This is a genomic window from Kribbella caucasensis (assembly GCF_004361855.1).
GTDB lineage: Bacteria > Actinomycetota > Actinomycetes > Propionibacteriales > Kribbellaceae > Kribbella > Kribbella caucasensis.
Window position 1 is genome coordinate 57,425 of sequence record NZ_SNWQ01000027.1, and the last position, 20,057, is coordinate 77,481.

Annotated in this window: 22 protein-coding genes; 8 read left to right on the top strand and 14 right to left on the bottom strand. The window is 68.5% G+C overall.

The window, feature by feature from the left end; translation table 11 throughout:
• The first annotated feature begins 31 nt into the window (after positions 1–31).
• Complete coding sequence (locus EV643_RS37065; protein WP_133804892.1) at positions 32–904, top strand: L,D-transpeptidase family protein; 873 nt, start codon at positions 32–34, stop codon at positions 902–904.
• A 49-nt stretch (positions 905–953) separates the two neighbouring features.
• Here EV643_RS37065 and EV643_RS37070 read toward each other — a convergent pair whose 3' ends face one another.
• The 5 genes from EV643_RS37070 to ygfZ form a co-directional block, all read right to left on the bottom strand.
• Positions 954–1,304, bottom strand: a complete 351-nt coding sequence (locus tag EV643_RS37070; protein WP_133804893.1) for a DUF2516 family protein — start codon at positions 1,302–1,304, stop codon at positions 954–956.
• 103 nt (positions 1,305–1,407) lie between these two features.
• Positions 1,408–1,941: a hypothetical protein gene (locus tag EV643_RS37075; RefSeq protein WP_133804894.1), complete on the bottom strand. Its 534-nt coding sequence runs from the start codon at positions 1,939–1,941 to the stop codon at positions 1,408–1,410.
• 40 nt (positions 1,942–1,981) lie between these two features.
• Positions 1,982–2,515 carry a helix-turn-helix domain-containing protein gene (locus EV643_RS37080; RefSeq protein ID WP_133804895.1) on the bottom strand — a complete coding sequence of 178 codons (534 nt, stop codon included), beginning with the start codon at positions 2,513–2,515 and terminating at the stop codon, positions 1,982–1,984.
• Positions 2,516–2,709: 194 nt separating this feature from the next.
• On the bottom strand, positions 2,710–3,711 hold the full coding sequence (locus EV643_RS37085; RefSeq protein ID WP_238166069.1) for an asparaginase: 1,002 nt from the start codon (positions 3,709–3,711) through the stop codon (positions 2,710–2,712).
• 138 nt (positions 3,712–3,849) lie between these two features.
• Positions 3,850–4,857, bottom strand: coding sequence for a CAF17-like 4Fe-4S cluster assembly/insertion protein YgfZ (gene ygfZ / locus EV643_RS37090; RefSeq protein ID WP_133804896.1), 1,008 nt, complete (start codon positions 4,855–4,857; stop codon positions 3,850–3,852).
• A gap of 108 nt (positions 4,858–4,965) precedes the next feature.
• Here ygfZ and EV643_RS37095 point away from each other — a divergent pair, with 108 nt between their 5' ends.
• Positions 4,966–5,790 (top strand): LLM class flavin-dependent oxidoreductase, encoded by an 825-nt coding sequence (locus tag EV643_RS37095; protein ID WP_133804897.1) that lies wholly within the window; start codon positions 4,966–4,968, stop codon positions 5,788–5,790.
• On the opposite strand, the gene EV643_RS37100 is transcribed toward EV643_RS37095, so the two are convergent.
• Positions 5,742–6,371, bottom strand: a complete 630-nt coding sequence (locus tag EV643_RS37100; protein WP_133804898.1) for a hypothetical protein — start codon at positions 6,369–6,371, stop codon at positions 5,742–5,744. The two genes, EV643_RS37095 and EV643_RS37100, sit on opposite strands and share 49 nt — an antisense overlap.
• A 128-nt stretch (positions 6,372–6,499) precedes the next feature.
• Complete coding sequence (locus EV643_RS37105) at positions 6,500–7,876, bottom strand: cation:dicarboxylate symporter family transporter (protein ID WP_133804899.1); 1,377 nt, start codon at positions 7,874–7,876, stop codon at positions 6,500–6,502.
• Positions 7,877–8,041: 165 nt separating this feature from the next.
• On the opposite strand from EV643_RS37105, the gene EV643_RS37110 reads away from it, so the two are divergent.
• Positions 8,042–9,298 (top strand): sensor histidine kinase, encoded by a 1,257-nt coding sequence (locus tag EV643_RS37110; RefSeq protein WP_133804900.1) that lies wholly within the window; start codon positions 8,042–8,044, stop codon positions 9,296–9,298.
• Positions 9,291–9,968: a response regulator gene (locus EV643_RS37115; RefSeq protein ID WP_133804901.1), complete on the top strand. Its 678-nt coding sequence runs from the start codon at positions 9,291–9,293 to the stop codon at positions 9,966–9,968. Before EV643_RS37110 ends, EV643_RS37115 begins: the two co-directional genes overlap by 8 nt.
• Here the strand turns inward: EV643_RS37115 and EV643_RS37120 are convergent.
• A complete protein-coding gene (locus tag EV643_RS37120; RefSeq protein WP_133804902.1) occupies positions 9,965–10,459 on the bottom strand; it encodes a heme-binding beta-barrel domain-containing protein in 495 nt (164 codons plus the stop codon). The genes EV643_RS37115 and EV643_RS37120 overlap by 4 nt on opposite strands.
• Before the next feature lie 173 nt (positions 10,460–10,632).
• Between EV643_RS37120 and EV643_RS37125 the strand changes: the two genes are divergently transcribed.
• The gene (locus tag EV643_RS37125; protein WP_133804903.1) at positions 10,633–10,995 is read left to right on the top strand and encodes a DsrE family protein; all 363 of its coding nucleotides are present in this window, start codon (positions 10,633–10,635) and stop codon (positions 10,993–10,995) included.
• A 42-nt stretch (positions 10,996–11,037) separates the two neighbouring features.
• On the opposite strand, the gene EV643_RS37130 is transcribed toward EV643_RS37125, so the two are convergent.
• Positions 11,038–12,699, bottom strand: coding sequence for a putative sodium/potassium/calcium exchanger (locus tag EV643_RS37130; RefSeq protein WP_133804904.1), 1,662 nt, complete (start codon positions 12,697–12,699; stop codon positions 11,038–11,040).
• Positions 12,699–13,262 (bottom strand): hypothetical protein, encoded by a 564-nt coding sequence (locus tag EV643_RS37135; RefSeq protein ID WP_238166070.1) that lies wholly within the window; start codon positions 13,260–13,262, stop codon positions 12,699–12,701. The genes EV643_RS37130 and EV643_RS37135 overlap by 1 nt, the downstream gene beginning before the upstream one ends.
• Before the next feature lie 403 nt (positions 13,263–13,665).
• Between EV643_RS37135 and EV643_RS37140 the strand changes: the two genes are divergently transcribed.
• Entirely contained in the window at positions 13,666–14,847 is a 1,182-nt protein-coding gene (locus EV643_RS37140) for a molybdopterin-dependent oxidoreductase (RefSeq protein WP_133804905.1), read from the top strand.
• Positions 14,848–15,077: 230 nt separating this feature from the next.
• Complete coding sequence (locus tag EV643_RS37145; RefSeq protein ID WP_133804906.1) at positions 15,078–15,512, top strand: hypothetical protein; 435 nt, start codon at positions 15,078–15,080, stop codon at positions 15,510–15,512.
• Here the strand turns inward: EV643_RS37145 and EV643_RS37150 are convergent.
• Positions 15,452–16,279 (bottom strand): beta-keto acid cleavage family enzyme, encoded by an 828-nt coding sequence (locus EV643_RS37150; RefSeq protein ID WP_133804907.1) that lies wholly within the window; start codon positions 16,277–16,279, stop codon positions 15,452–15,454. The two genes, EV643_RS37145 and EV643_RS37150, sit on opposite strands and share 61 nt — an antisense overlap.
• A 308-nt stretch (positions 16,280–16,587) precedes the next feature.
• On the opposite strand from EV643_RS37150, the gene dtd reads away from it, so the two are divergent.
• Positions 16,588–17,013, top strand: coding sequence for a D-aminoacyl-tRNA deacylase (gene dtd, locus EV643_RS37155; protein WP_133804908.1), 426 nt, complete (start codon positions 16,588–16,590; stop codon positions 17,011–17,013).
• Between the two features lie 231 nt (positions 17,014–17,244).
• Here the strand turns inward: dtd and EV643_RS37160 are convergent, their stop codons facing one another.
• From EV643_RS37160 to EV643_RS37170, 3 genes are all read right to left on the bottom strand, one after another.
• Positions 17,245–18,471 (bottom strand): choice-of-anchor P family protein, encoded by a 1,227-nt coding sequence (locus EV643_RS37160; RefSeq protein ID WP_133804909.1) that lies wholly within the window; start codon positions 18,469–18,471, stop codon positions 17,245–17,247.
• 430 nt (positions 18,472–18,901) lie between these two features.
• Positions 18,902–19,198, bottom strand: coding sequence for a DUF1416 domain-containing protein (locus tag EV643_RS37165; protein ID WP_133804910.1), 297 nt, complete (start codon positions 19,196–19,198; stop codon positions 18,902–18,904).
• Positions 19,199–19,200: 2 nt separating this feature from the next.
• Positions 19,201–20,049: a sulfurtransferase gene (locus EV643_RS37170; RefSeq protein ID WP_133804911.1), complete on the bottom strand. Its 849-nt coding sequence runs from the start codon at positions 20,047–20,049 to the stop codon at positions 19,201–19,203.
• Positions 20,050–20,057: the final 8 nt, after the last annotated feature.

A 20,057-nucleotide genomic window follows, 5' to 3' on the forward strand; every position in this document is an offset into this window, starting at 1 on the left:
GGGAAGGTTTCGACCACGAGGGGTTTCCGAGATGCGCGCGCGGAACTGGGTTCGCAGGTTGTACGCCGTCAGGCACGTCCTGGCCGCGGCCGTCGTCACGGCGGCGATCGCCGGGATCGCGGGTTACGGACTGAACGGTTCCGAAAGCGTGACCAGCGCTGGAAGCCTGTCCGGTTCTGGTGATACGGCGGCCGCGACGCCGGTGTCGACGACCGATCTGAAGACCGTGCCGTTCGAGGTCAGCGGTGAGCTGCCGATCTACCCGGAGGCGCTGTGGCGGAACGGATCCACCAGCGCGGAGGTCCGCAAGGTCGAGGCCCGGCTGATCCAGCTGAAGCTGCTGGAGAAGCGCTGGCTGGACAACGAGTACGGCACGATGACCCGGTCCGCGGTGAAGAAGTTCCAGACGTCGAAGGGGATTCCCGAACTCGGATACGTCGACCAGAACACCTGGGACCAACTCAAGTCCGCGACTCGCGAGCCGACCCAGGTCGAGCTCTACCCGCCGGCGCCGGTCGTGAACGGCAAGCGCCTCGACCAGCGGTGTGCGACCGGCGTGGCCCTCTGCATCGACAAGACCACCCGCAAGCTGCGGTACGTCGTCGACGGTGTCGTGAAACTGCAGTTCGACGTCCGGTTCGGCGCCAAGAAGACTGCGACCCGGGAGGGTAGCTTCACGGTCGGATGGAAGAGCCGGGACCACGTCTCCAAGCTGTACGACTCGCCGATGCCGTTCGCGATGTTCTTCAGCGGTGGGCAGGCGGTCCACTACTCGTCCGATTTCGCCGCCCGCGGCTACGCCGGCGCCTCCCACGGCTGCGTGAACGTCCGGGACCTGGCCAGGATCAAGTGGCTGTTCGACCAGGTCAACCTCGGCGACAAGGTCATCGTCTACCGCTCGTAGTACTCCAGCGGGTGGGCGTTCGTAGTACCGGAGGCGGGCGTTCGTGGTACTAGAGCGGGCGGGGGCCGCGTCTCCTGCGGATGCCCCAGCCGCCGCGGCCTCGGCCAGCCGCGGCGCGGAGGGCGGGGCGGGCGTCGACCAGGTAGACACCGGCGGCGACGATCCCGATCAGGCCGAAGAAGCTGAGCCAGCTCTGGAAGATGTGGGACAGCGTGAACGTCGCCAGAATCAGCACCCAGCCGGGCTTGGTCAGCTTGTCGGCGGCCACGAACACCGCACGCGGCCGGAGCGCCGCGTCCAGCAGGGCGACCAGCTTCAAGCCGAACAGCACCCACCAGATGATGGCGAAGGGGTCGCCGAACCCCGGGAACAGGGTCGGGAACGTAGCGAGTGGGAGCATGCGTACGAGCGTAACGCAGTAGCCGGGTGGCCCACCTCTGCTGAGACGCAGATTGGGACCACCCGGCTTCGAATTTCAGCGCGCGGGAGCGCGGAAACTACGCTCAGTCGCCGACCTTGGTGGCGGCGTCGGCGGCGGCCTTGGTCGCGGTCTTGGCGGTCTTGCGGGCGCTCGTCGTGGTCGCCTTGACGTTCCGGGCGGCCGAGTCGGCGGTCTTCTTCGCGGTGGTCCGGGTGGCCTTGGCCTTGCTCACGGTGGTCTTGGCCTGGGCGACCAGGTCCTCGGTGGCCTTCTGGCTGCGGATCCGGGTCACGATCTCCTCGCCGCGGGTGGCGAGGTCGTCGTAGGTCTCCTCGACCTGGCCGCGGACGGTGGTCAGACCGGCCTGCGCGGCGGCGGGCAGCTCGCGGAGCTTGGCCGGCGCGGTCTTTGCGTCGGCGACCAGCGCCTCGAAGGCCTTGGTCAGCTCGGCCTGCGCCTTGCCGATCTCGGTCTGCACGGACGACTGCAGGGTCTTCTGGTCCAGCTTGGCGAACCGGGCGGTGACGTCCTCGCTGACCGCGCGGAACTTCTCCACCGCCAGGTCGCCGGCGCCGGCGATGACGTACAACGGGGTGACGGGCGTACGGGTAGCCATCAGGCTGCTCCTTGGGGTTTTGGTCTCGGGGTACGGCGTACTACGGGGTGATGCGTTTTCTTGCAGGGGTCCTTGGATCGGGCTCAGCGGCGCTCTTCTTGGCCGCCGCGGACTTCTTCGCCGGCGCGGACTTCTTCGCCGGGGCGGGGCTGGTCGGGGCGGGGTTGGTCGCGGGGTGGTCGGGCTCGGGGTCGGCCGGGCCCTCGTTCTCCCGGACGAACGATGCGTAGACGTCGAGCAGGACACGCTTCTGCCGCTCGCTCAGCGCGGGGTCGAGCAGGATCGCGTCGGCGACACCCGACCTGCGGGTGCCGTCCGAGGTCTCATCGGGGTCGAGGATGCCGGCTCGCACGTACAGGGTCTCCGCGGAGATCCGCAACGCCTTCGCCAGCTGCTGCAACACGTCGGCCGACGGTTTCCGCAGGCCGCGCTCGATCTGACTCAGATACGGGTTCGACACCCCGGCCAGGTCGGACAACTGACGCAACGACAGCTGCGCATGCCGTCGTTGCTCGGCGAGGTACTCCCCCACCGATCCCACCGCACCAGCGGCGCGATCACTCAACCTGGCCATGCGCCCAGTCTGCTAGCAGCTGCTTGCAATTGCAAGCAGCCCCACCGTGAGCCCGCTCACCCCGCGCTGAGCTGATGCTTGAACAAGAAACCGAGACCTTGACCAAGAAGCCGGGACCTCGGACAGCATCCATTCCTGTCCGATGTCCCGGTTTCCTGTTCAAGGTCCAGGTTCGCTGGCCGAGGTCCCGGGAGCTACGCGAAGACTCCCGCGTGGGGCTGGACTGCGCCGACCTCGATACCGCCGCCGAACAAGGGGAAACGGGCCTGCTGCTCGATGACGTCGTTGTCGACGCCGAGCTTGCGGAGTACGGCGGCCATCACCACGGCGCGGGCGCGCGGAGTACCGTCCTCGATCTTCACCGCGATCCCCCGGCCGTCCGCGAGACCCGCGGCGTACACGCTTTCCGCGCCGGCCTTGCAGAACAACCCCGGCACGGCCCACATCAGCTCGGCCTCGTCGCGCGTACTCCCGCTGGCGTACTCCGGGAACGCCCGGAACGCATCCGCCACACGCGCCTCCAACGTCCCCGCGGCCGCCGACGCGAACAGGCCGAACGACCGGGCCAACCCCGCCAGGCTGATCGCGAGAATGGGGGCGCCACAACCGTCGACCGCGACGTACGAGACCTTCTCCCCGGCCGAATCCTCGACCGCGGTCCGGATCGCTTGCTGCAACGGGTGTCCGGGCGATCGATAGTCGTTCGGGCCCCACACCCCGTCCGGGCTCTCCTCGCGCTCAGGATCGTGGAACGGCCAGTCGTTCGCGGTGCACGTGGCGATCATCGCGGCGTGCTTGCCGGAGCAGTTCATCGTGATCCGCTCCTTGCCATGCCCGGCCCGGACCCACTCATCGCGTGCGGTGTCGTCCAACGGGTACGCCGCCGGGGTGCGCAACGCCGACTCGTCCAGGTCGACGCCGGCCAGGATCCTCCGTACGCCGTCCAGGTGGAACCCCTCGCCCGAGTGGGACGCGCCCGCGAGCGCGAGCAGTTCGCCGTCCAGGTCCAGCCCGGATCGGAGCATGCCGAGTGCCTGCATCGGCTTGTTCGACGAGCGCGGGAACATCGGCTGGTCCACCACACCGGCAGACCACTCGACGGAGCCGTCCGCGTTCGTCACCACCACGGAGCCGCGATGATGCCCTTCCGCGAATCCGCTGCGGACGACATCGGCCAAGATCACAGGTTCGGTCACGGCTGAACTGTAAGGCCCAGACGTCAGTACCAAAAACCCCAATAGGAGATGATTCCCCTCACAATGCACTTCTGCCCGGTGCGCGGGTGTGGGTGCGGTAAGCGGTGCGCGCAGGCGCGCGATGGGGGTGGCTGGCGGTTACAGGCGGGCGCGGACGTGCAGGCCGACCTCGGGATCGACCACGAGCTCCTGGGTTGCGGTGACGGTCGGCTGGTCTTCGGCGACGACGGCCAGGTCGGCTGCTGTGTCTACTGAGCGCTTGACCAGGGCGAGGGCGATTGGGCCGTACTCGTGGTGGCGGGCGGCCGAGCCGATGAAGCCGACTTGCTTGTCGCCGACGTGGACGGCGTCACCATGGGCAGGGAGGCGGTCGACAGAGCCGTCCAGGTGGAGGCGGACGAGGCGACGTGGCGGGCGGCCGAGGTTGTGCACGCGGGCGACCGTCTCCTGGCCGCGGTAGCAACCCTTGTCCAGATGTACGCCGACGCCGAGCCAGCCGAGCTCGTTCGGGATCGCGCGCTCGTCCGTGTCCAGCCCGAACCGCGGTGCGCCCGCCTCGATCCGGAGCGCCTCGTACGCCCAGATCCCGGCCGGCGGTCCAGCCAGCTCGGCGAATGCGGACAAGTCGTCCCGCGGCAGGAACACCTCGTGCCCACCCAGCGAATCCGCCCCGCTCCGGATCAACGCCGTACCGTCCGCGGCCGGCGTACCAGGGCGCCAAACGATCGCGTACGACGCGGTGACGTCGGTGATCTCCACCCGCGACAGGAACACCATCTTGCTCAGCCACTCGACCATGGCCGCGGCGGCACCCGGCTCGGTGTGCAGCCAGAAGGTCTCGCCGTCGTCCACGCCGTACATGACGTGCTCGACGTGACCGGTCGGCGAGAGCAGCAGGGCCGTGGTGGAAGCACCCGCCCGCAGGCCCTCGAAGTACTGCGTCGTCAGCGCGTGCAGCCAGGTGAGCCGGTCCGGGCCTTTGATCGTGACCACATCCCGGTGCGAGAGGTCGACGAATCCCTTGCCCGCGACGAGTGCCCGTTGCTCCCGCAGGTCGGAGCCGTAGTGGGCCGCGACACCCGCGTCGACACCATCCGCCTCGACGGCGCCCGCCAGGTCCAGCAAGGGACTGCGATTCCGTGACATGTCACCAGCGTACGTCGAGCGACGTACGCCGAACGCCTCCCGCTGTGGGATGTGGACAACCCACAGCCTCGACCAGGCTGAACACACAACCTGCGAGAGGAGAAGGCGATGAGCGACAGGCGATTCCGATTCGGCGTCGTGGCGAGCCCGGACCGCGGACCTGACCAGTGGCAGACGACCGCACGCCGGGCCGCGGACCTCGGTTACTCCAGTGTCCTGATGCCTGACGGGCTCCAACTGCTGTCGCCGTTCCCCTCACTGGCAGCAGCCGCTGCCACGACCGACATCCGGGTCGGAACCTTCGTAGCCGCCGCACCCCTCCGCACGCCGCGGGCGGCTGCGTGGGAGGCCCACACCCTGACCACCCTCACCGACGGCCGGTTCGAGTTCGGCATCGGTACTGGACGACCTGGCACCGAGCAGTACGCCGCAGAACTCGGCCTGCCGTTCGGTTCAGGCAAGGAGCGGCGGGACCAGATCCGGCAGACACTGGATCACTTGGACAAGCTCGACGGTGATCGGCACACGCCTGTCATGCTCGCGGCCGGCGGACCGCGTTCCCTTGCCCTGGCCGCTGCCCGAGCCGACATCGTCACGCTGGCCGCCGGACCGATGTCACCACCGGTCGAGGTCTTCCGGATGGCTCGCGAACTCCGTGCGCTGGCCGGGCCGCGGGCAGCTGAGATCGAGCTGGCGATGAACCTGTTCGCCGCCGGGGACGGTGACCTGCCGCCCTGGACCCGCCAGGCGACCGGTGTGGATCCGGACCAGTTGCGCAAGACCGACTCGCTGATGCTGCTCCCCGGGAGTCCTCAGGAGATGGCGGACGAGCTGCTGCGCCGCCGCGACACCCTCGGCACGTCCTACATCAGTATCAACGCCACCTACTTGGATGTGCTGGCTCCAGTGGTCGAACTGCTGGCCGGGCGTTGACCGCCAGCCGAGCCCGCCCGGCGGCGTACCAGAAAGAGTCCCAGCAGGCCGCCTGCGCCACATCCAACCGCCATCGCCCCGAACAGAAACCACCCCACGTTGCCGGTAAGCCGGGCGATGGTGGCGATCACCGCTCCAGCGACCAAGGCGGCGCCATTGCCCAAGAAGGCGAGCATCGCGGTCGGCAACATCCCCGCCATCACTCCGGTGCCGTAGAAGACGGCGCCTGAGATCGCCAGCAGGCCGACGCCAAGGTCGATCCACGGTCTCGGGTCGGCGGCGATCCCGTAGACAAGGGCCGCGAAGCCCGCGACGAAGACGACGCCGAACGGGGCCAGCTGCCACCCGCCCAGAATGTAGAGGCCGAGCACGGCCCCGATGAGGAGTGACAGCCCGATCGGGACCACCAAGGCGATGATGCCCGCGGTCATGGCGTACTTGTACGGATAGACCTCGGCTGCGCCGAGGGCACCGACGCCCAGGCTGAGCACGGGTGCCAGCACGACAAGCCAGATCGTCAGCCTGGACACCAGTTTGTGATGGCCCCCAAGCTCGTACCGTTCCCGTGCACTGTCGGGCATCTCAGCCTCCTCCGGGGGCCGCCCGACGTACGCCGGGCATCGGGTCCGACCGCGACGGTACCAGCGGAAAGGCCCGCTGCCCGTCAGGTCGAGACCTGACGGGCAGCGGGGAGGGGTGGGACGGTTGGTCAGTGGGCAGGAACCTCGGCCGTCTGCTGATCGGTCGGCCCGGGGACGTCGCCGGCGTGGGTGTCGCCCGCGGCGAAGGCGGCCTCGTCGAACGGATCGTCACCGGCGAACACCTGCCGGACCTGATCCTTGTCCAGCGCGCCGACCCAGTGGCCGACCAGTACGGTCGCGACCGCGTTGCCGGCGAAGTTGGTCAGCGCCCGCGCCTCCGACATGAACCGGTCGATCCCGACGATCAGGCCGACACCATCCACCAGCTCCGGCCGGTGCGACTGGAGACCACCGGCGAGCGTGGCCAGACCGGCACCGGTGACCCCGGCTGCACCCTTCGAGGCGACGATCATGAACAGCAGCAGGGAGACCTGCTGGCCGATCGAGAACGGTTCGTTCAGCGCCTCGGCGATGAACAGCGAGGCCATCGTCAGGTAGATCGCGGTGCCGTCCAGGTTGAAGGAGTAGCCGGTCGGGACGGTGATGCCGACCACCTGCTTGCCGACGCCGAGGTGTTCCATCTTGCCGATCAGCCGCGGCAGTGCGGTCTCCGACGACGAGGTGGACACGATCAGCAGGAACTCGCGGCCGAGGTAGCGCAACAGCTGGAAGATCGAGATCCCGGTGACGACCCGGAGCAGAGTGCCGAGGACGACGATCACGAAGATCAGGCAGGTGGCGTAGAAGGCCAGCATGATCTTGCCGAGGCTGAGCAGGGCGTCTCCGCCGGCCGAGCCGACGACGGCCGCGATCGCGCCGAACGCGCCGATCGGGGCGACCCACATGATCATCGACAGCACCTTGAAGACGAGCCGCTGGAGGTGTGCGATGCCGTTGAGGATCGGCTGGCCGGTGCGGCCCATCGCCTGCAACGCGAAGCCGATCAGCAACGCCACCAGGACGGTCTGCAGCACCTCGCCCTCGGTCAGCGCGGAGACGACCGTCTTCGGGATGATGCCGAGCAGGAAGTCGGTGGTGGTCTCGTGTGCGCCGGCGGCCTGCTTCTGGCCGGTCTCACGCAGCGCCTCGGTCAGGTTCAGGCCGGAGCCGGGCTTGACGATGTTGCCGACCACCAGGCCGATACCGAGCGCGACCGTCGACATCACCAGGAAGTAGCCGAGCGCGAGACCGCCGACCTTGCCGACGCTGGCGGCCTTCCGGACCGAGCCGATGCCGAGCACCAGCGTGCAGAAGATGATCGGGCTGATCATCATCTTGATCAGGTTCACGAACCCGGTGCCGAGCGGTTTCAGCTCGGCGGCGAAGTCCGGGAAGAGGAAGCCGACGCCGATCCCCAGCAGGACGGCGACCACGACGGCGATGTAGAGGAAATGGGTCCGGTCGTTGCGGACCGGCGTTGGGCGGGGACTGCTGGCGCTCGACATAGGGGGACTCCTAGATGGGCCGGGCGGTGCTTGTTTCGAGTAACTGTGACGTGACGCACAAGCCAACAGCGCATTTCGTTCATATCGTTCGCCATCGCCGTCTCAATCAGGCGGGCGCACTCGCCGTGGTCTACCACTGGGGCGACTGGTGTGCACAATGTCGGCATGAAACGTCGGCCGTGGGAGCTGCGGCGCCAGGTGCTCTGGCTGCAGACGGTCACGGTCCTGGTGCTGATCGCGATGGTCTGGATCACCCTGGCCAGCCGCGCCCGCGCCCAGGCCGACCGGGACGCCGCCGCGGCCGGCCTCACCCCGCCGGGCTGGTGGGAGCTGCTCGAGACCGAGATCCGGACCATGCTCGGCATCGGCAGCCTGATGCTCGGCATCGCGATCGCCGGCAACGCCCTGGTGTCCTGGCGGGTACGTCGCGCCACCCGCGGGATGGGGACCGGGGCGCTGGCCTGGATGCTCGACTTCTACGAAGGCGTCCTGCACGCCGCCCGCGAAGGCCTGCTGCTAGTCGACGTCGACGGCCGGATCCAGCTGGTCAACGACGAGGCGCTCCACCTGCTCGGCCTCCACGAGGTCCAGCCCGGCGCCGCCATCGACGATCTCCGGCTGCCCGAGGCCCTGGCCGAACTGCTACGCGCCGGGCGGCCGGCGTACGACGAACTGCATCTCGGTGCACACGGGGTCGTCGTGGTCAACCAGCAGCCGACCCGATCCGGCCGGATCGTCACCCTGCGGGACCACACCCAACTGCAGGCGCTGCTCGGTGAACTCGACGCGGTCCGCAGCCTGGCCGAATCCCTGCAGGCGCAGAACCACGAGGCCTCGAACCGTCTGCACACCGTGGTCAGCCTGATCGAGATCGGCCGGCCGGAACGGGCTCGCGAGTTCGCGGTGTCGGAACTGCAGTTCGCCCAGGCAATGACGGATCGCGTGGTCGGCACGGTCGGCGATCCGGTGCTCGCGTCCCTCCTGCTCGCCAAGCTCTCCCAGGCGCAGGAACGCGGTGTCGTGCTCACCCTCGACCTCGGTTCGGAATCGCTCACCACCAAGCTCCCGGCCCAGGACGTCGTCACCGTCGTCGGCAACCTGCTCGACAACGCGATCGAGGCCGCGCGAGGTGGTCCGGCGCCCCGGCGCGTCGAGTTGAAGGCGCAGACTACGACCGATGCGATCGACCTCGCGGTGACCAACACCGGCTCCGAACTGGGTTCGGCCGAGCTGGCCCGGATGTTCGAACGCGGCTGGACGACCAAGCCCGAGCCGGGCCACGGACTGGGGCTCGTCCTGGTTCGCAGTACGGTCGAACGCTGGCAGGGCACGTTGATGGTCGACCCGGATTCCGAACTGGCGGAGGTCCCGGCGCTGACGGTCCGGGTCCGGCTGCCGCGGGCGGTGAACGCGAGTGCCTGAGCTCCGGGTCCTCGTGGTCGAGGACGATCCGGTGGCGGCCGAAGCGCATCGCACGTACGTCGATCGCCTGCCGGGCTTCACCTGTCTCGGCGTCGCCGGTACTGCGGCTCGCGCGCTGCAGGTGCTCAGCCGGGAACAGGTCGACCTCGTGCTTCTGGACATGAATCTCCCGGACGGGCACGGCCTCGATGTCGTCCGGCGAATGCGGGCCGCAGGCAACCAAACGGACGTGGTGGCCGTGACAGCAGCACGTGAAGTGGCCGCGGTTCAGGCAGCGGCGCGGATCGGCGTGGTGCAGTACGTGCTGAAGCCGTTCGCCTTCGAGACGTTGCGCGACCGACTGTCGGCGTACCTGCGTCAGCGTCGGGCCGCCGAATTGGGCCAGGTGGTCGCGGACCAGGACGAGGTGGACCGGTTGTTGCATCCGGCAACCGTCTCGTCGGTGCCGAAGGGGCTGGCGGGATCCGTTCTGGACCGGGTGGTGCAGCTGCTCGGCAACCGGGAAGGGTGGACCGCCGAGGAGGTCGCGGCCTCGTTGGGGACGTCCCGGATCACGGCCCGCCGGTACCTGGAACACCTCGCCGACCAGGGCCAGGCGCTACGGACGCAACGGTACGACGGACGCAGCGGGCGGCCGAAGGTCGAGTACTCCTGGGTTTCGGAGAGCTAGCTGCGGACCAGGGTGGCCCAGAGGTGGGGCTGGAGCGGCTGACCCTCGGCAGCCATGTCGTAGGCCCAGAGGAGCTCACCCTTGACCAGGCCGTAGAGCCGATGGCCGGCGCTGACCTCCTTGGCGGTCACCGTCCGGGCGACCACGTCGGTCTGCAGCTCGATCTTGGCGCCGTCGATCTCGCCGTACCAGATCTCCGCGATCCCGGTCGGGTGGGCCAGCACGACCTCGATCTTGTTGTCCGGCTTCGGCCGCCAGAACCCGGTCTCCACCGCGAGCGGCCGGACCTTGGTGCCGTCCTCGCCGACGACATAGGTCTGGCTGACGTAGTGCAGGTACGGCTTGCCGTTGTGGCTGAAGTCGAGCTGCTGGCCGAACTCGAACTTCTCGATCGTCGGGTAGTCACCGTGACCGCGGCCCTCCCACCGGCCGAGCAGCCAGGCCAGCGGTACCAGATCGGGGTGCAGGTCCTGCGGGATCTCGAACGCCATCGTGTCGTCCGGTCGTCAGTTCGCGCCGCGACCGCGGTACAGGCGGTAGACGACGAACGCCGAGAACCAGCCCATGAACACACAGACCAGCACCAGCAGGGAGGTGAAGATGACGTGCAGCACGTTCGCCAGTCTAGGGGATGCCCGGGCGGGGTCTGGGCTACCGTGGCGTGATGTCCCGCACCCTGGTGATCAAACTGACCGCAGGCGCCGACGAACCCGAACGCGCCAACCAGGCCTTCACCGTCGCGGCCACCGCCGTCGCCTCCGGAGCCACGGTCTCGCTGTGGCTGACCGGGGACGCCGTGTGGTTCGCCGTACCGGGCAAGGCCGAGGAGTTCGACCTCCCGTACGCCGCTCCCCTCGCCGACCTGCTCGCCGGCGTACTGGCAGGCGGCCAACTGACCGTGTGCACCCAGTGCGCCAAGCGCCGCGACCTGACGGAGACGGACCTGGTGCCGGGCGCGCGGATCGCCGGCGCCCAGGCGTTCGCCGAAGAGATCCTCACCGACAATGCCCAGGCCATCGTTTACTGACGACCCCGGCCGGGCGTTGGCGCCGACCGGGGTCACCTGGGACTACTCGCTCCCGCCCCGGCCGGCAGGTCCCTTGGCCGGGCTGTCCTGGCGGAGTTCTTTGGCCCTCGCGCCGGCGTTCTTCCCACCGACGCCCGCCTCGACCGGGGTCCGGTCCTGCCTCGTGGCACCGGCCGCCGGCGCAACTCCCGCCTGCGTCTGCTTCGTCAGATTGGCCTTCTCGGAGGTCGGTATTTCCTTGCCGTTGCCACTGACCCGCTCGCCGTTGACCCGGCTCGGATCATTCAGCTGCTCCTGCTTGATGACCTTGTCCAGCGCCTCCGGACGCCGGTTCTCCTGCCCGGGGCGCTCCTGCCCGGGGCGCTCCTGCCCAGGGCTCTCCTGCCCGGGGCGCTCCTCCTCGTTGCGCTCTTCGGCTTCCGCCGCGGCCCGCTGATCGCCGGCCGTCGGCAACGCGACCTGCTCGGCGTTCCCGTCCCGCTCCGGCTCGTTCTGCTCGGCTTCCTGCTCCAGCCCAGGCTGGTTGTCGTCGCCGCGCTCCGGCTGGATGGAGCCCTCTTCGGCTACGTACGGGCTGACCTCCGGCTCATCCGCCTCGAAGTCGCGCTGCTCGTCACCGACCTCCGGCTCACCCTGCTCCAGATCGCGCTGATCCTGGGCGACCTCCGGCTCGACCGCGCCCTCCGCGGCCACGTACGGGTTGACCTCGGGCTCATCCGGCTCGAAATCACGCTGATCCTGTGTGACCTCCGGATCGCCCTGCTCCAGATCGCGCTGATCCGCATCGATCTCCGGCTCAGCCGCGCCCTCTTCGGCGACGTAGGGGCTGAGCTCCGGCTCGTCCTGTGCGACCTCATCGGCCTGCACAGGCTCCTCGGCCTCGGCTTCCTGAACCTGCGGGGTCTGCCCGTCCTGGGTCTGTTCCGCCTGCGCGTCGGCTTCCTGAGCTTCTAGTTCCGGGGTCTGCCCGTCCTGGCCCTGCTCGGATTCCTGCGTCTGGGCGTCCTGGGCTTGCTCGGCCTGATCGCGGTCCTCGCCGAGTTCGTCGCCGACCTCGTCCACCACCGCCGCAGTACCGGCTGCCGCCCCGGCTGCCTCAGCCGGTCCGACGTCCGGCCCGTCCCCCTCGCGCTCCCGTCTCCGCTGCTCCTCTTGCTGCTGCTCGGTGCGCTGCCGGTCCGCCTCGGCGCTCTCGTCCCGCTGCTGGCCGGCCTCCGCGGTCTCCTCGCCGCGCTCGGCGTCCTGCTCGTCCTCGAGGTCCTCGTCGCGGTTGTCGTCGATGTTGTTGCCGTCGTCGTCGACGCGGTCCTCGATCTCTTGCTGATCGAGGTCCCTGTCCCGCCGGTCGTCGATCTGGTTGTCGTCGAGGTCATTCGGGTCCCGTTCGCGGTCCTGGTCCTGCTGGAGCTCGGTATTCGCCTCCCGGTCCTGCCGGTCGTAATCCTGCTGAACCCGTTCGGCGAGCTGGTCCATCGCCTCCTGCCGCTCTTCCGGCGACAGCTGTGCCAGCAGCCGGTCGGCCTCCGACTCGAGCTGGGGATTCTGCGCCATGCTGTCGCGCAGCTCCTCCGCGATCGAGCGCCGCTCCTGCTGCCGGGAGAGCCGACGCGAGAGCCGACGATTGCGCCGTCGCTGGCGCAACCTCTGGAGGATCGGGCCGAACAGCCGGTTCAGGTCCCGCAGCAGTTGTTCCTCGACAGCCATCAGGCCACCTCGCTCGCATAGACGGAGTACCCGAAGCCGGCCGCGGAGTTCGGCACCTCGGCATCGGGCTGGGTCGCGTACAGGTGGATCTCGGCGCCCGGCCGCAACCACACCGCCAGGTGCCGGCGCCGGCCGCGCCACTCCTCGGGGATCCGCAGGTCGTCACCGGGGCCGACGAACACCGGCTCACCCCAGTGCTTACGCGCCAGCTGCAGCTGTCCTGGCCAGTAGTCGTCCAGCCCGTCCTCGACAGCCGGCACATCCGCCCGCCCGAACCCGTACGCCGACCACCCGCTGCGCGGACTGTCCGGCAGCACGGCGTCGGGCAGCACCAGCATCACGGTCTGGCGCTGGGTGACCAGGCCCCAGGTGTAGCGATTCGGGTCGATGTTGCCGGGCGCCCACGGACGCCAACCGGTAGCCTCGGTCACCCGCATCACCAGGGCCCGGATCGCCTCCAGCCCGGTTCCCGGCGGGCCCCAGAGGCGGCGCCAGTCGGATACGTCCGCCAGGTCGGCCATAGCGCGTTCGTCATCGTCCGACGACCGCAGCTGTGTCCTCACCTGTGCCTCTCCTCTCACCCCAGCCCAACCAGCCTAGGCCCTCCCCGGTGCACCCGGCCTGGGACGCACGCCACCCCACCCCGGATCCACCCCGACCGAATACCTTGTCACGCACCCAGCCCACCCGCGAGCCGGCAAAACCTGCAATCCGGCAACAATCCCGCCCCCTCCAGCCACAAGCCATCCCGCACCGCCCACCCCAACCACCCGAACCCGCCACCCTCGCACCGCCACCCGCCCCAACTCTCACCCCGCCCGGGCCCTTGACGGCACCCCGCTGTTTCCGATCCGTAAGCGGTCCCGCGTCCAAACCTGGAATGACTGCTCCGGATCACCCGGATGTTCGTGGGCGGTAAGCGTTCGGGAGGTCCGGGTCGCGGTTTGTGGCGTTGTGATGGGGGACATGAAACTGCCGGCGCTCCCGACGGAGAAGTCGTTCCCGTCTCCGCTGCACCACCCACGCGTGGCGACCGTGATCGGCCGCTGGCTGGGCATAGCGGTGACGATCTGTTTCCTCACCGGCCTGTTCAGCCATCTCCAGCAGGCGACTCCCGACTGGCTGCACATCCCGAGCCGACCGTCGTCCCTCTATCGAGTGACCCAGGGCCTGCACATCCTCACCGGCACCGTCGCGATCCCACTGCTCCTCGCCAAGCTGTGGACCGTCTACCCCAAGCTCTTCGCCAAGCTCCCTTGGCCACCCAGCCGCCAAACGCTGGGCACGGCACTGGGCACGGTGCTGGAACGCCTCTCCATCCTCGTCCTGGTATCCGCGATGGCACTGGAACTCTTCATCGGATTCCTGAACACCCTCCAGTGGTACCCCTGGCCGTTCCCCTTCAAGGAGACCCACTACGCGCTCGCCTGGATCATCGTGGGCGCCCTCCTCGTCCACCTGGCGGTCAAACTCCCGCTGATCCTTGCGCACTGGAAGAAGACCCCAGCCGACCGTACGCCGCTCCCGCAACCCGCCGACTCGTTGCCGCCAGCAATCACCGGACTCAGCCGGCGCGGCCTGTTCCGTACGGTCGCCGGCGCCGGAGCCCTCATCGGAGTCGCCTCGATCGGCCAATCAGTACCAGCCCTCGGCCCGATCGCCGTACTCGCACCACGCAAACCCGGTATCGGCCCACAAGGTCTCCCGGTGAACCGAACCGCCCACGATGCCGGCGTCCCGCGGATCGGCTCGGACTGGCGATTCACCATCGAGGGCCCTCAGCAACTTACTTACTCTTTGGAAGAATTGAGAGCACTCCCCCAGAGCCGCTCTGAACTGCCGATCGCATGCGTCGAGGGCTGGAGCCAGGGTGCGCACTGGGAAGGCATCCGCATCCGCGACCTGCTCAGATTCTGCGGCGCACCGGCGGCCTCGCGCGTCCGGGTCGTCTCGATGGAACAGGGCGGTTTCCACGCGACCAGCGAGTTGCCGCCGCAGTTCGCCGACGATCCACTCACCCTGCTGGCCCTCCGCCTCAACGGCAGCGACCTGGACCTCGACCACGGCTTCCCCGCCCGCGTCATCGCCCCCAACCGCCCCGGCGTCCTCCAAACCAAATGGGTCCACCGCCTGGAGATCCTCCCATGACCCCCAACAGCCAGTCCCCCAATGACAACACCACCACCAACCCAACCCCCATCTCACCCGACGCAACACCCCGCCCGCCCAACGCAGACCGCACCCCGCCCGACTCAGACCACAGCCCGCCCGACCCAGACCACAGCCCGGACGACGCAACACCCAGCCCGTCTGTGGTTGTTGTCCGTGCTGCGCTTGCAGTGGTTGGGGTCGGATTCGGGCTGTGGGGGTTGCGGCTGTTGCTGCACAGTTTGAGCACCGACGCGTTGGTCCGGTTGCCGCTCTGGTTAGGCGGAGCCGTACTGGCAGACGACTTCCTCCTGGTGCCGTTGACGATCGGCGCCGGCTGGCTCCTTACCCGCTGGTCGATCGGCCCGGATCACCACCGCACCGTGACCACCATCCGCACGACCCTTCTGTATGCCGGGATCACGACGCTCGTGGCGATACCCCTCCTGCTCCGGCAGGGCAAGGGGATCAACCCGACCGTGCTTCCACGCGACTACTTCCGCGACTGGTTGTTGCTGGAGGCCACGATCGTCGCCGTCGGCGTACTGGTGGTCATGATCCAGCAGCGGCGACCGGCCCGACCGTCGCAGTCCCCGGTGAGAACTCAGCGGCGTTTGATGTTGAGGAGGTCTCGCGCCTCGTCGGGTGACATGGACGGACGCTGAGCGAGGGTTGCCAGGGCGGCGGCGCGTTCGACGAGTTCGGCGTTGTGGGTGACCGGGCGGCCCTTGGCGAGGGTCAGCGTGTCCTCCATGCCGACGCGGAGATGACCGCCCTTCGAGAGCGCCGCGAACGCGACCGGCAACGTCGTCCGGCCGACGCCCGTCGCCGACCAGGACGTGACCGCGTCGGGCAGACCGTTGACGGCGGCAACCAGAGCGTCCGCAGTACCGGGCATGCCGCCGGGGACGCCCATCACCAGATCGCAGTGGACCTTGCCGCCGTACGGCAGGCCGAACTTGTCGAGCAACCGCTGCAACGCGGCGACCTGACCGAGATCGAACAGCTCGAACTCCGGAACGATCTCGCGTTCCTGGGTGAGCTGGTAGAGCTGGGTGACGAACGGCCAGGGGTTCATGAAGACGTCGTCGCCGAAGTTCACCGTGCCCATCGTCAGCGAACAAGAGTCCGGCGCGGCGTCGAGCACCCGGAGGCGGTGATCGTACGGATCCGTGACCGCGCCGCCGGTGGAGAGCTGCACGATCAGCGCGGTGTTCTCGCGGAGCGCGGTGACCGTGTCGGTCAGCCGGCCGAGATCGAGGGTCGGGCGGTGCTCGGCGTCGCGGATGTGGACGTGGATCATCGCGGCGCCGGCGGCCTCGCAGCGCTTCGCGGTCTCGACGAGTTCGTCGAGGGTGGTCGGCAGGGCCGAGCAGTCCGCTTTGGCGGTCTCGGCGCCGGTCGGGGCAACGGTGAGCAACGTCGACGTCATGAACGAATCGTGCCAGATCCCCGCCCGATACGGGATATTCCCCGGTAACTGGGGCCGCTTACCGGACAATCTCCCGTCGCGGCGGGAGGCGCGGGCAGGCGGTCCGGTGATGGCCGTGGTCTCGTCGTCCAGCGAAGACCCAGGGGATCGCCGGCGGCATGGCGGCCGAGGGGGTTCGGACAAGACACGGGGACTTCGGACAGGACAGGACGTGTCCGAGGACGCCAGGTGGTGTTCAAGGTCCCGAGAGCATCCCGTGGATCGGAGCCGCTCCGGGCGGGGATATGAGGCTTGGCAGACTGGGCGGCATGAGAGCGGTGGTGCAGCGGGTCAGCCGGGCGTCGGTGACGGTCGGGGGTGAGGTGGTCGGGGCGATCGGCGAGGCCGGGCTGGTGGTCCTGCTCGGGGTGACGCATGTCGACACCACGGAGAAGGCGACCGCGCTGGCGGCGAAGATCTGGACGCTGCGGATCCTGCGGGACGAGCGGTCGTGCGCTGAGGAGCAGGCGCCGATCCTCGCGATCAGTCAGTTCACCCTGTACGCCGACACTCGCAAAGGCCGGCGTCCTTCGTGGAGTGCCGCGGCACCCGGCGCGGTTTCGGAGCCGTTGTACGACGCCTTCTGCACAGCACTGGAGTCTCTCGGCGCCAAGGTCGAATGCGGCCGCTTCGGGGCCGACATGTCGGTCGAACTGGTCAACGACGGCCCGGTCACCCTCATCCTCGACACCTGACGCAGCTGTGGGTGAGGCCGAGCGAGAGCCGTGGTCGCTGCACCGCTGGTGGGTCGTTGCGTCGCTGGCGGGTTATACAACTGGTCAGCGGTGAAGCACGGCGTCACCGGCGCGGCCGCCGCTGGGCGTGGATCGGCCCCCCGGCTGGACTTGGGGTCCGGCCGGGGGGCCGTCGTGTTGCCCGGCTGAATCGGTGAGGTTCGGCTCAGCGGGGAGGGGTGTGGGGCTGGATCAGCCGATCACACCGGCGGCCGAGTGGCCGACGACTACCTTGGTGTTCAGGCCGTGGACCCGGATCACCAGAGCGTTCACGGAGACGTAGCGGCTCTGCTTCACGACCTCGTTGAAGGTCAGGGTGGCGATGCCGGGGATCTCCAGGGTGGTGTTCGGCTCGGTCGGGACGTTGTAGACCTTCTTGCCGACCTTGATCGAGGCGATGCTCGACGACGAGTGCGTGCCGAACTTGCCGTCCTTGGTCTTCCACGCGAACGCGGAGGACTCGATCGCGCCGATGGACAGGTTGCCGACCTTCACGCCCGCGACGTGGGAGGTGAACTTCACGGCCGACTTGTCGGCGCCGACGATGCCGTTCTTCGTGGTGTAAACCGCACCCACGTAGGCGACCTTCGGGATGACGACCTCTCCGACCGCGACGCGAACCGTCTTTCCTTCCGTGCCCTGGCAGGTGGCCTGGTAGGAGGTCGGGCCCGAGACGACCAGCTTGTCGACGTTCGCCTTGGTGCCGTAGGCGTCACCCATCACCATCGCGGTGGCGGGCTTGGTGATCTCGGCGCGGGTCTTCAGAACCGCGACGTCGACGCCCTGCGGGATGTACTTGTTCTTCACGGTCGCGTGCAGCACGACGGCCTGCGCGTACGAGTAGATGCCCGTGCTCGTCTTCACGCCGCCCACGCGGTTCAGCACGATGTAGCCCAGGCCCGGGATGGCGACCTTGGTGTTCGGCTTGGCCTTCAGCAGCGACGGCACCGGGATGCCACCGATCTTCACGGCCGCGAAGGTGGTGCTACCGGTGTAGTACAGGTTGCCGTTCTTGTACCACGCGGTGGTCGTGGTCTTGGCCCCGGTGAGCGACAGCAGCCCGCCGACCCGGATGTCCGCGGCGGTCGCGTTGCTGGTGACGCCGTTGCCGTACTTGTTGTTGAAGGCATGCGTGTCGGTCGTGACCGTCTTCGCGATGGCCTGGTTGTTCACATTGGCCGTGGCCAGGTCGTTCCTCGACTGCCGGCTCGGGTCCGTGGTGCAGCTGATCTGGCTGATGACCTGCGGGCCGCTGTTGGCCAGCCCGGTCTGCACGTCGGTGCCGAACGCGTAGCCGCTGTAACCGAAAACCGGCGCGGCGGACGCCGAACCCGAGGTCAGCGCGATCGTAGAAGCAACGCCGACAACCGCCGCGACACCGACGGCAGCGAGCTTCTTGTATCCGATGCGGGGTCTCATGACCCCTCCTCCCTGAGTGATGACGTGACCCGTTGGGCGGGCCAGGACACAGACACAACTCGGCCGGTCGCGGTAGGTAACGAGCCAGACCCTCTCCGAGATCAAACCGTTACATTCGGCCCGGCGGTCGAGAAGAACGCGGTCTTGCGAGAGTGTGGAGATTGTGCAGTTGAGAAGCACCCGGAACACGTGACGGCATAGAAAGATCCCTACGCCACAAGGGAAATCGGCGCAGGGATCGACGAATCACCGGCGTGGCGACTGGACACCATCCAGCCGGCCGGAGACAGGCCGAGGGCCCGAGCGCGCAAGGCCCGGGCCCTCGGAGACTTCACAGTTCGTAACCGGGGGCTCGGCGATTCACCACCGTGGCTAGTTGCTCAACGAGCGCCCGGCCACCGGGTTATCACCGAACCACCCAGAGCTTGGTTCAGACGGAGACGGCCACCTCGGCCACCTCGCCGTACTGGGCCACCACCTGGCGGTCGACCGGCTCGGCCTTCGGCGCCAGCGTGCGCAGCGTCCAGCTGCCCGGCGCGGCGAAGAACCGGAAGTGCCCGGTCGCCGAGGTCGGCACCTCGGCCGTGAACTCACCAGTCGAGTCCAGCAGCCGCACGTACGCGCCGCCGACCGGCTCGTCGCCGCGCAGCACCTGGCCCTGGATCACGGCTTCCTTGTCGATGTCGACGCCCTTGAGGTCAAGGCCGCCTTGCTTTGCTCCGCACATGTTCAGGCCTTTCCGGGCTCGTCGCCGAGGGCAACGGGTACGCCGACCAGCGAACCCCACTCGGTCCAGGAACCGTCGTAGTTCTTGACGTTGGCCTGACCGAGGATCTCGTGCAGCACGAACCAGGTGTGCGCCGAGCGCTCGCCGATCCGGCAGTACGCGATCGTGTCCTTGCCGAAGTCGACGCCCGCGTCGGCGTACAGCTGCTTCAGGTCGTCGTCGGGGCGGAACGTGCCGTCGTCGTTGGCCGCCTTGCTCCACGGGATATTCGCCGCGGTCGGGATGTGCCCGGCCCGCTGCGCCTGCTCCTGCGGCAGGTGCGCCGGGGCGAGCAGCCGGCCGGCGTACTCGTCGGGGCTGCGGACGTCGACCAGGTTCTTGACGCCGATGGCCTCGCCGACCTCGTCGCGGAAGGCGCGGATGTTCAGGTCCGGCTCCTGCGCGGTGTACTGCGTGGCCTCGCGCTTGACCACCTCGTCGGTCAGTTCGCGGCTGTCCAGCTCCCAGCGCTTGCGGCCGCCGTCGAGCAGCTTGACGTCACCGTGGCCGTAGAGCTTGAAGTACCAGTACGCGTAGGCCGCGAACCAGTTGTTGTTGCCGCCGTACAGGACGACCGTGTCGTCGCTGGCGACGCCGCGGTCGGACAGCAGCGCCTCGAACTGCTCCTTGTTGACGAAGTCTCGGCGGACGTGGTCCTGGAGGTCTTCCTTCCAGTCCAGCTTGATCGCACCGGCGATGTGGCCGGCGTCGTACGCCGAGACGTCCTCGTCGACCTCGATCAGAACGACACCGGGGTCGGACTTGTGTTCCTCGACCCAGTCGGCCGAGACGAGAGCGGATTCCCTGCTCATGTTTGCTG

What these genes read in the sequence shown, in the direction of transcription:
- EV643_RS37170 (WP_133804911.1), bottom strand. Translation starts at nt 20,049, where the DNA reads ATGAGCAGGGAATCCGCTCTCGTCTCGGCCGACTGGGTCGAGGAACAC.
- EV643_RS37125 (WP_133804903.1), top strand. Translation starts at nt 10,633, where the DNA reads ATGTCCCGCACCCTGGTGATCAAACTGACCGCAGGCGCCGACGAACCC.
- EV643_RS37070 (WP_133804893.1), bottom strand. Translation starts at nt 1,304, where the DNA reads ATGCTCCCACTCGCTACGTTCCCGACCCTGTTCCCGGGGTTCGGCGAC.
- EV643_RS37075 (WP_133804894.1), bottom strand. Translation starts at nt 1,941, where the DNA reads ATGGCTACCCGTACGCCCGTCACCCCGTTGTACGTCATCGCCGGCGCC.
- EV643_RS37130 (WP_133804904.1), bottom strand. Translation starts at nt 12,699, where the DNA reads ATGGCTGTCGAGGAACAACTGCTGCGGGACCTGAACCGGCTGTTCGGC.
- EV643_RS37100 (WP_133804898.1), bottom strand. Translation starts at nt 6,371, where the DNA reads ATGCCCGACAGTGCACGGGAACGGTACGAGCTTGGGGGCCATCACAAA.
- EV643_RS37095 (WP_133804897.1), top strand. Translation starts at nt 4,966, where the DNA reads ATGAGCGACAGGCGATTCCGATTCGGCGTCGTGGCGAGCCCGGACCGC.
- ygfZ (WP_133804896.1), bottom strand. Translation starts at nt 4,857, where the DNA reads ATGTCACGGAATCGCAGTCCCTTGCTGGACCTGGCGGGCGCCGTCGAG.
- EV643_RS37080 (WP_133804895.1), bottom strand. Translation starts at nt 2,515, where the DNA reads ATGGCCAGGTTGAGTGATCGCGCCGCTGGTGCGGTGGGATCGGTGGGG.
- EV643_RS37105 (WP_133804899.1), bottom strand. Translation starts at nt 7,876, where the DNA reads ATGTCGAGCGCCAGCAGTCCCCGCCCAACGCCGGTCCGCAACGACCGG.
- EV643_RS37140 (WP_133804905.1), top strand. Translation starts at nt 13,666, where the DNA reads ATGAAACTGCCGGCGCTCCCGACGGAGAAGTCGTTCCCGTCTCCGCTG.
- EV643_RS37150 (WP_133804907.1), bottom strand. Translation starts at nt 16,279, where the DNA reads ATGACGTCGACGTTGCTCACCGTTGCCCCGACCGGCGCCGAGACCGCC.
- EV643_RS37065 (WP_133804892.1), top strand. Translation starts at nt 32, where the DNA reads ATGCGCGCGCGGAACTGGGTTCGCAGGTTGTACGCCGTCAGGCACGTC.
- EV643_RS37120 (WP_133804902.1), bottom strand. Translation starts at nt 10,459, where the DNA reads ATGGCGTTCGAGATCCCGCAGGACCTGCACCCCGATCTGGTACCGCTG.
- dtd (WP_133804908.1), top strand. Translation starts at nt 16,588, where the DNA reads ATGAGAGCGGTGGTGCAGCGGGTCAGCCGGGCGTCGGTGACGGTCGGG.
- EV643_RS37110 (WP_133804900.1), top strand. Translation starts at nt 8,042, where the DNA reads ATGAAACGTCGGCCGTGGGAGCTGCGGCGCCAGGTGCTCTGGCTGCAG.
- EV643_RS37160 (WP_133804909.1), bottom strand. Translation starts at nt 18,471, where the DNA reads ATGAGACCCCGCATCGGATACAAGAAGCTCGCTGCCGTCGGTGTCGCG.
- EV643_RS37165 (WP_133804910.1), bottom strand. Translation starts at nt 19,198, where the DNA reads ATGTGCGGAGCAAAGCAAGGCGGCCTTGACCTCAAGGGCGTCGACATC.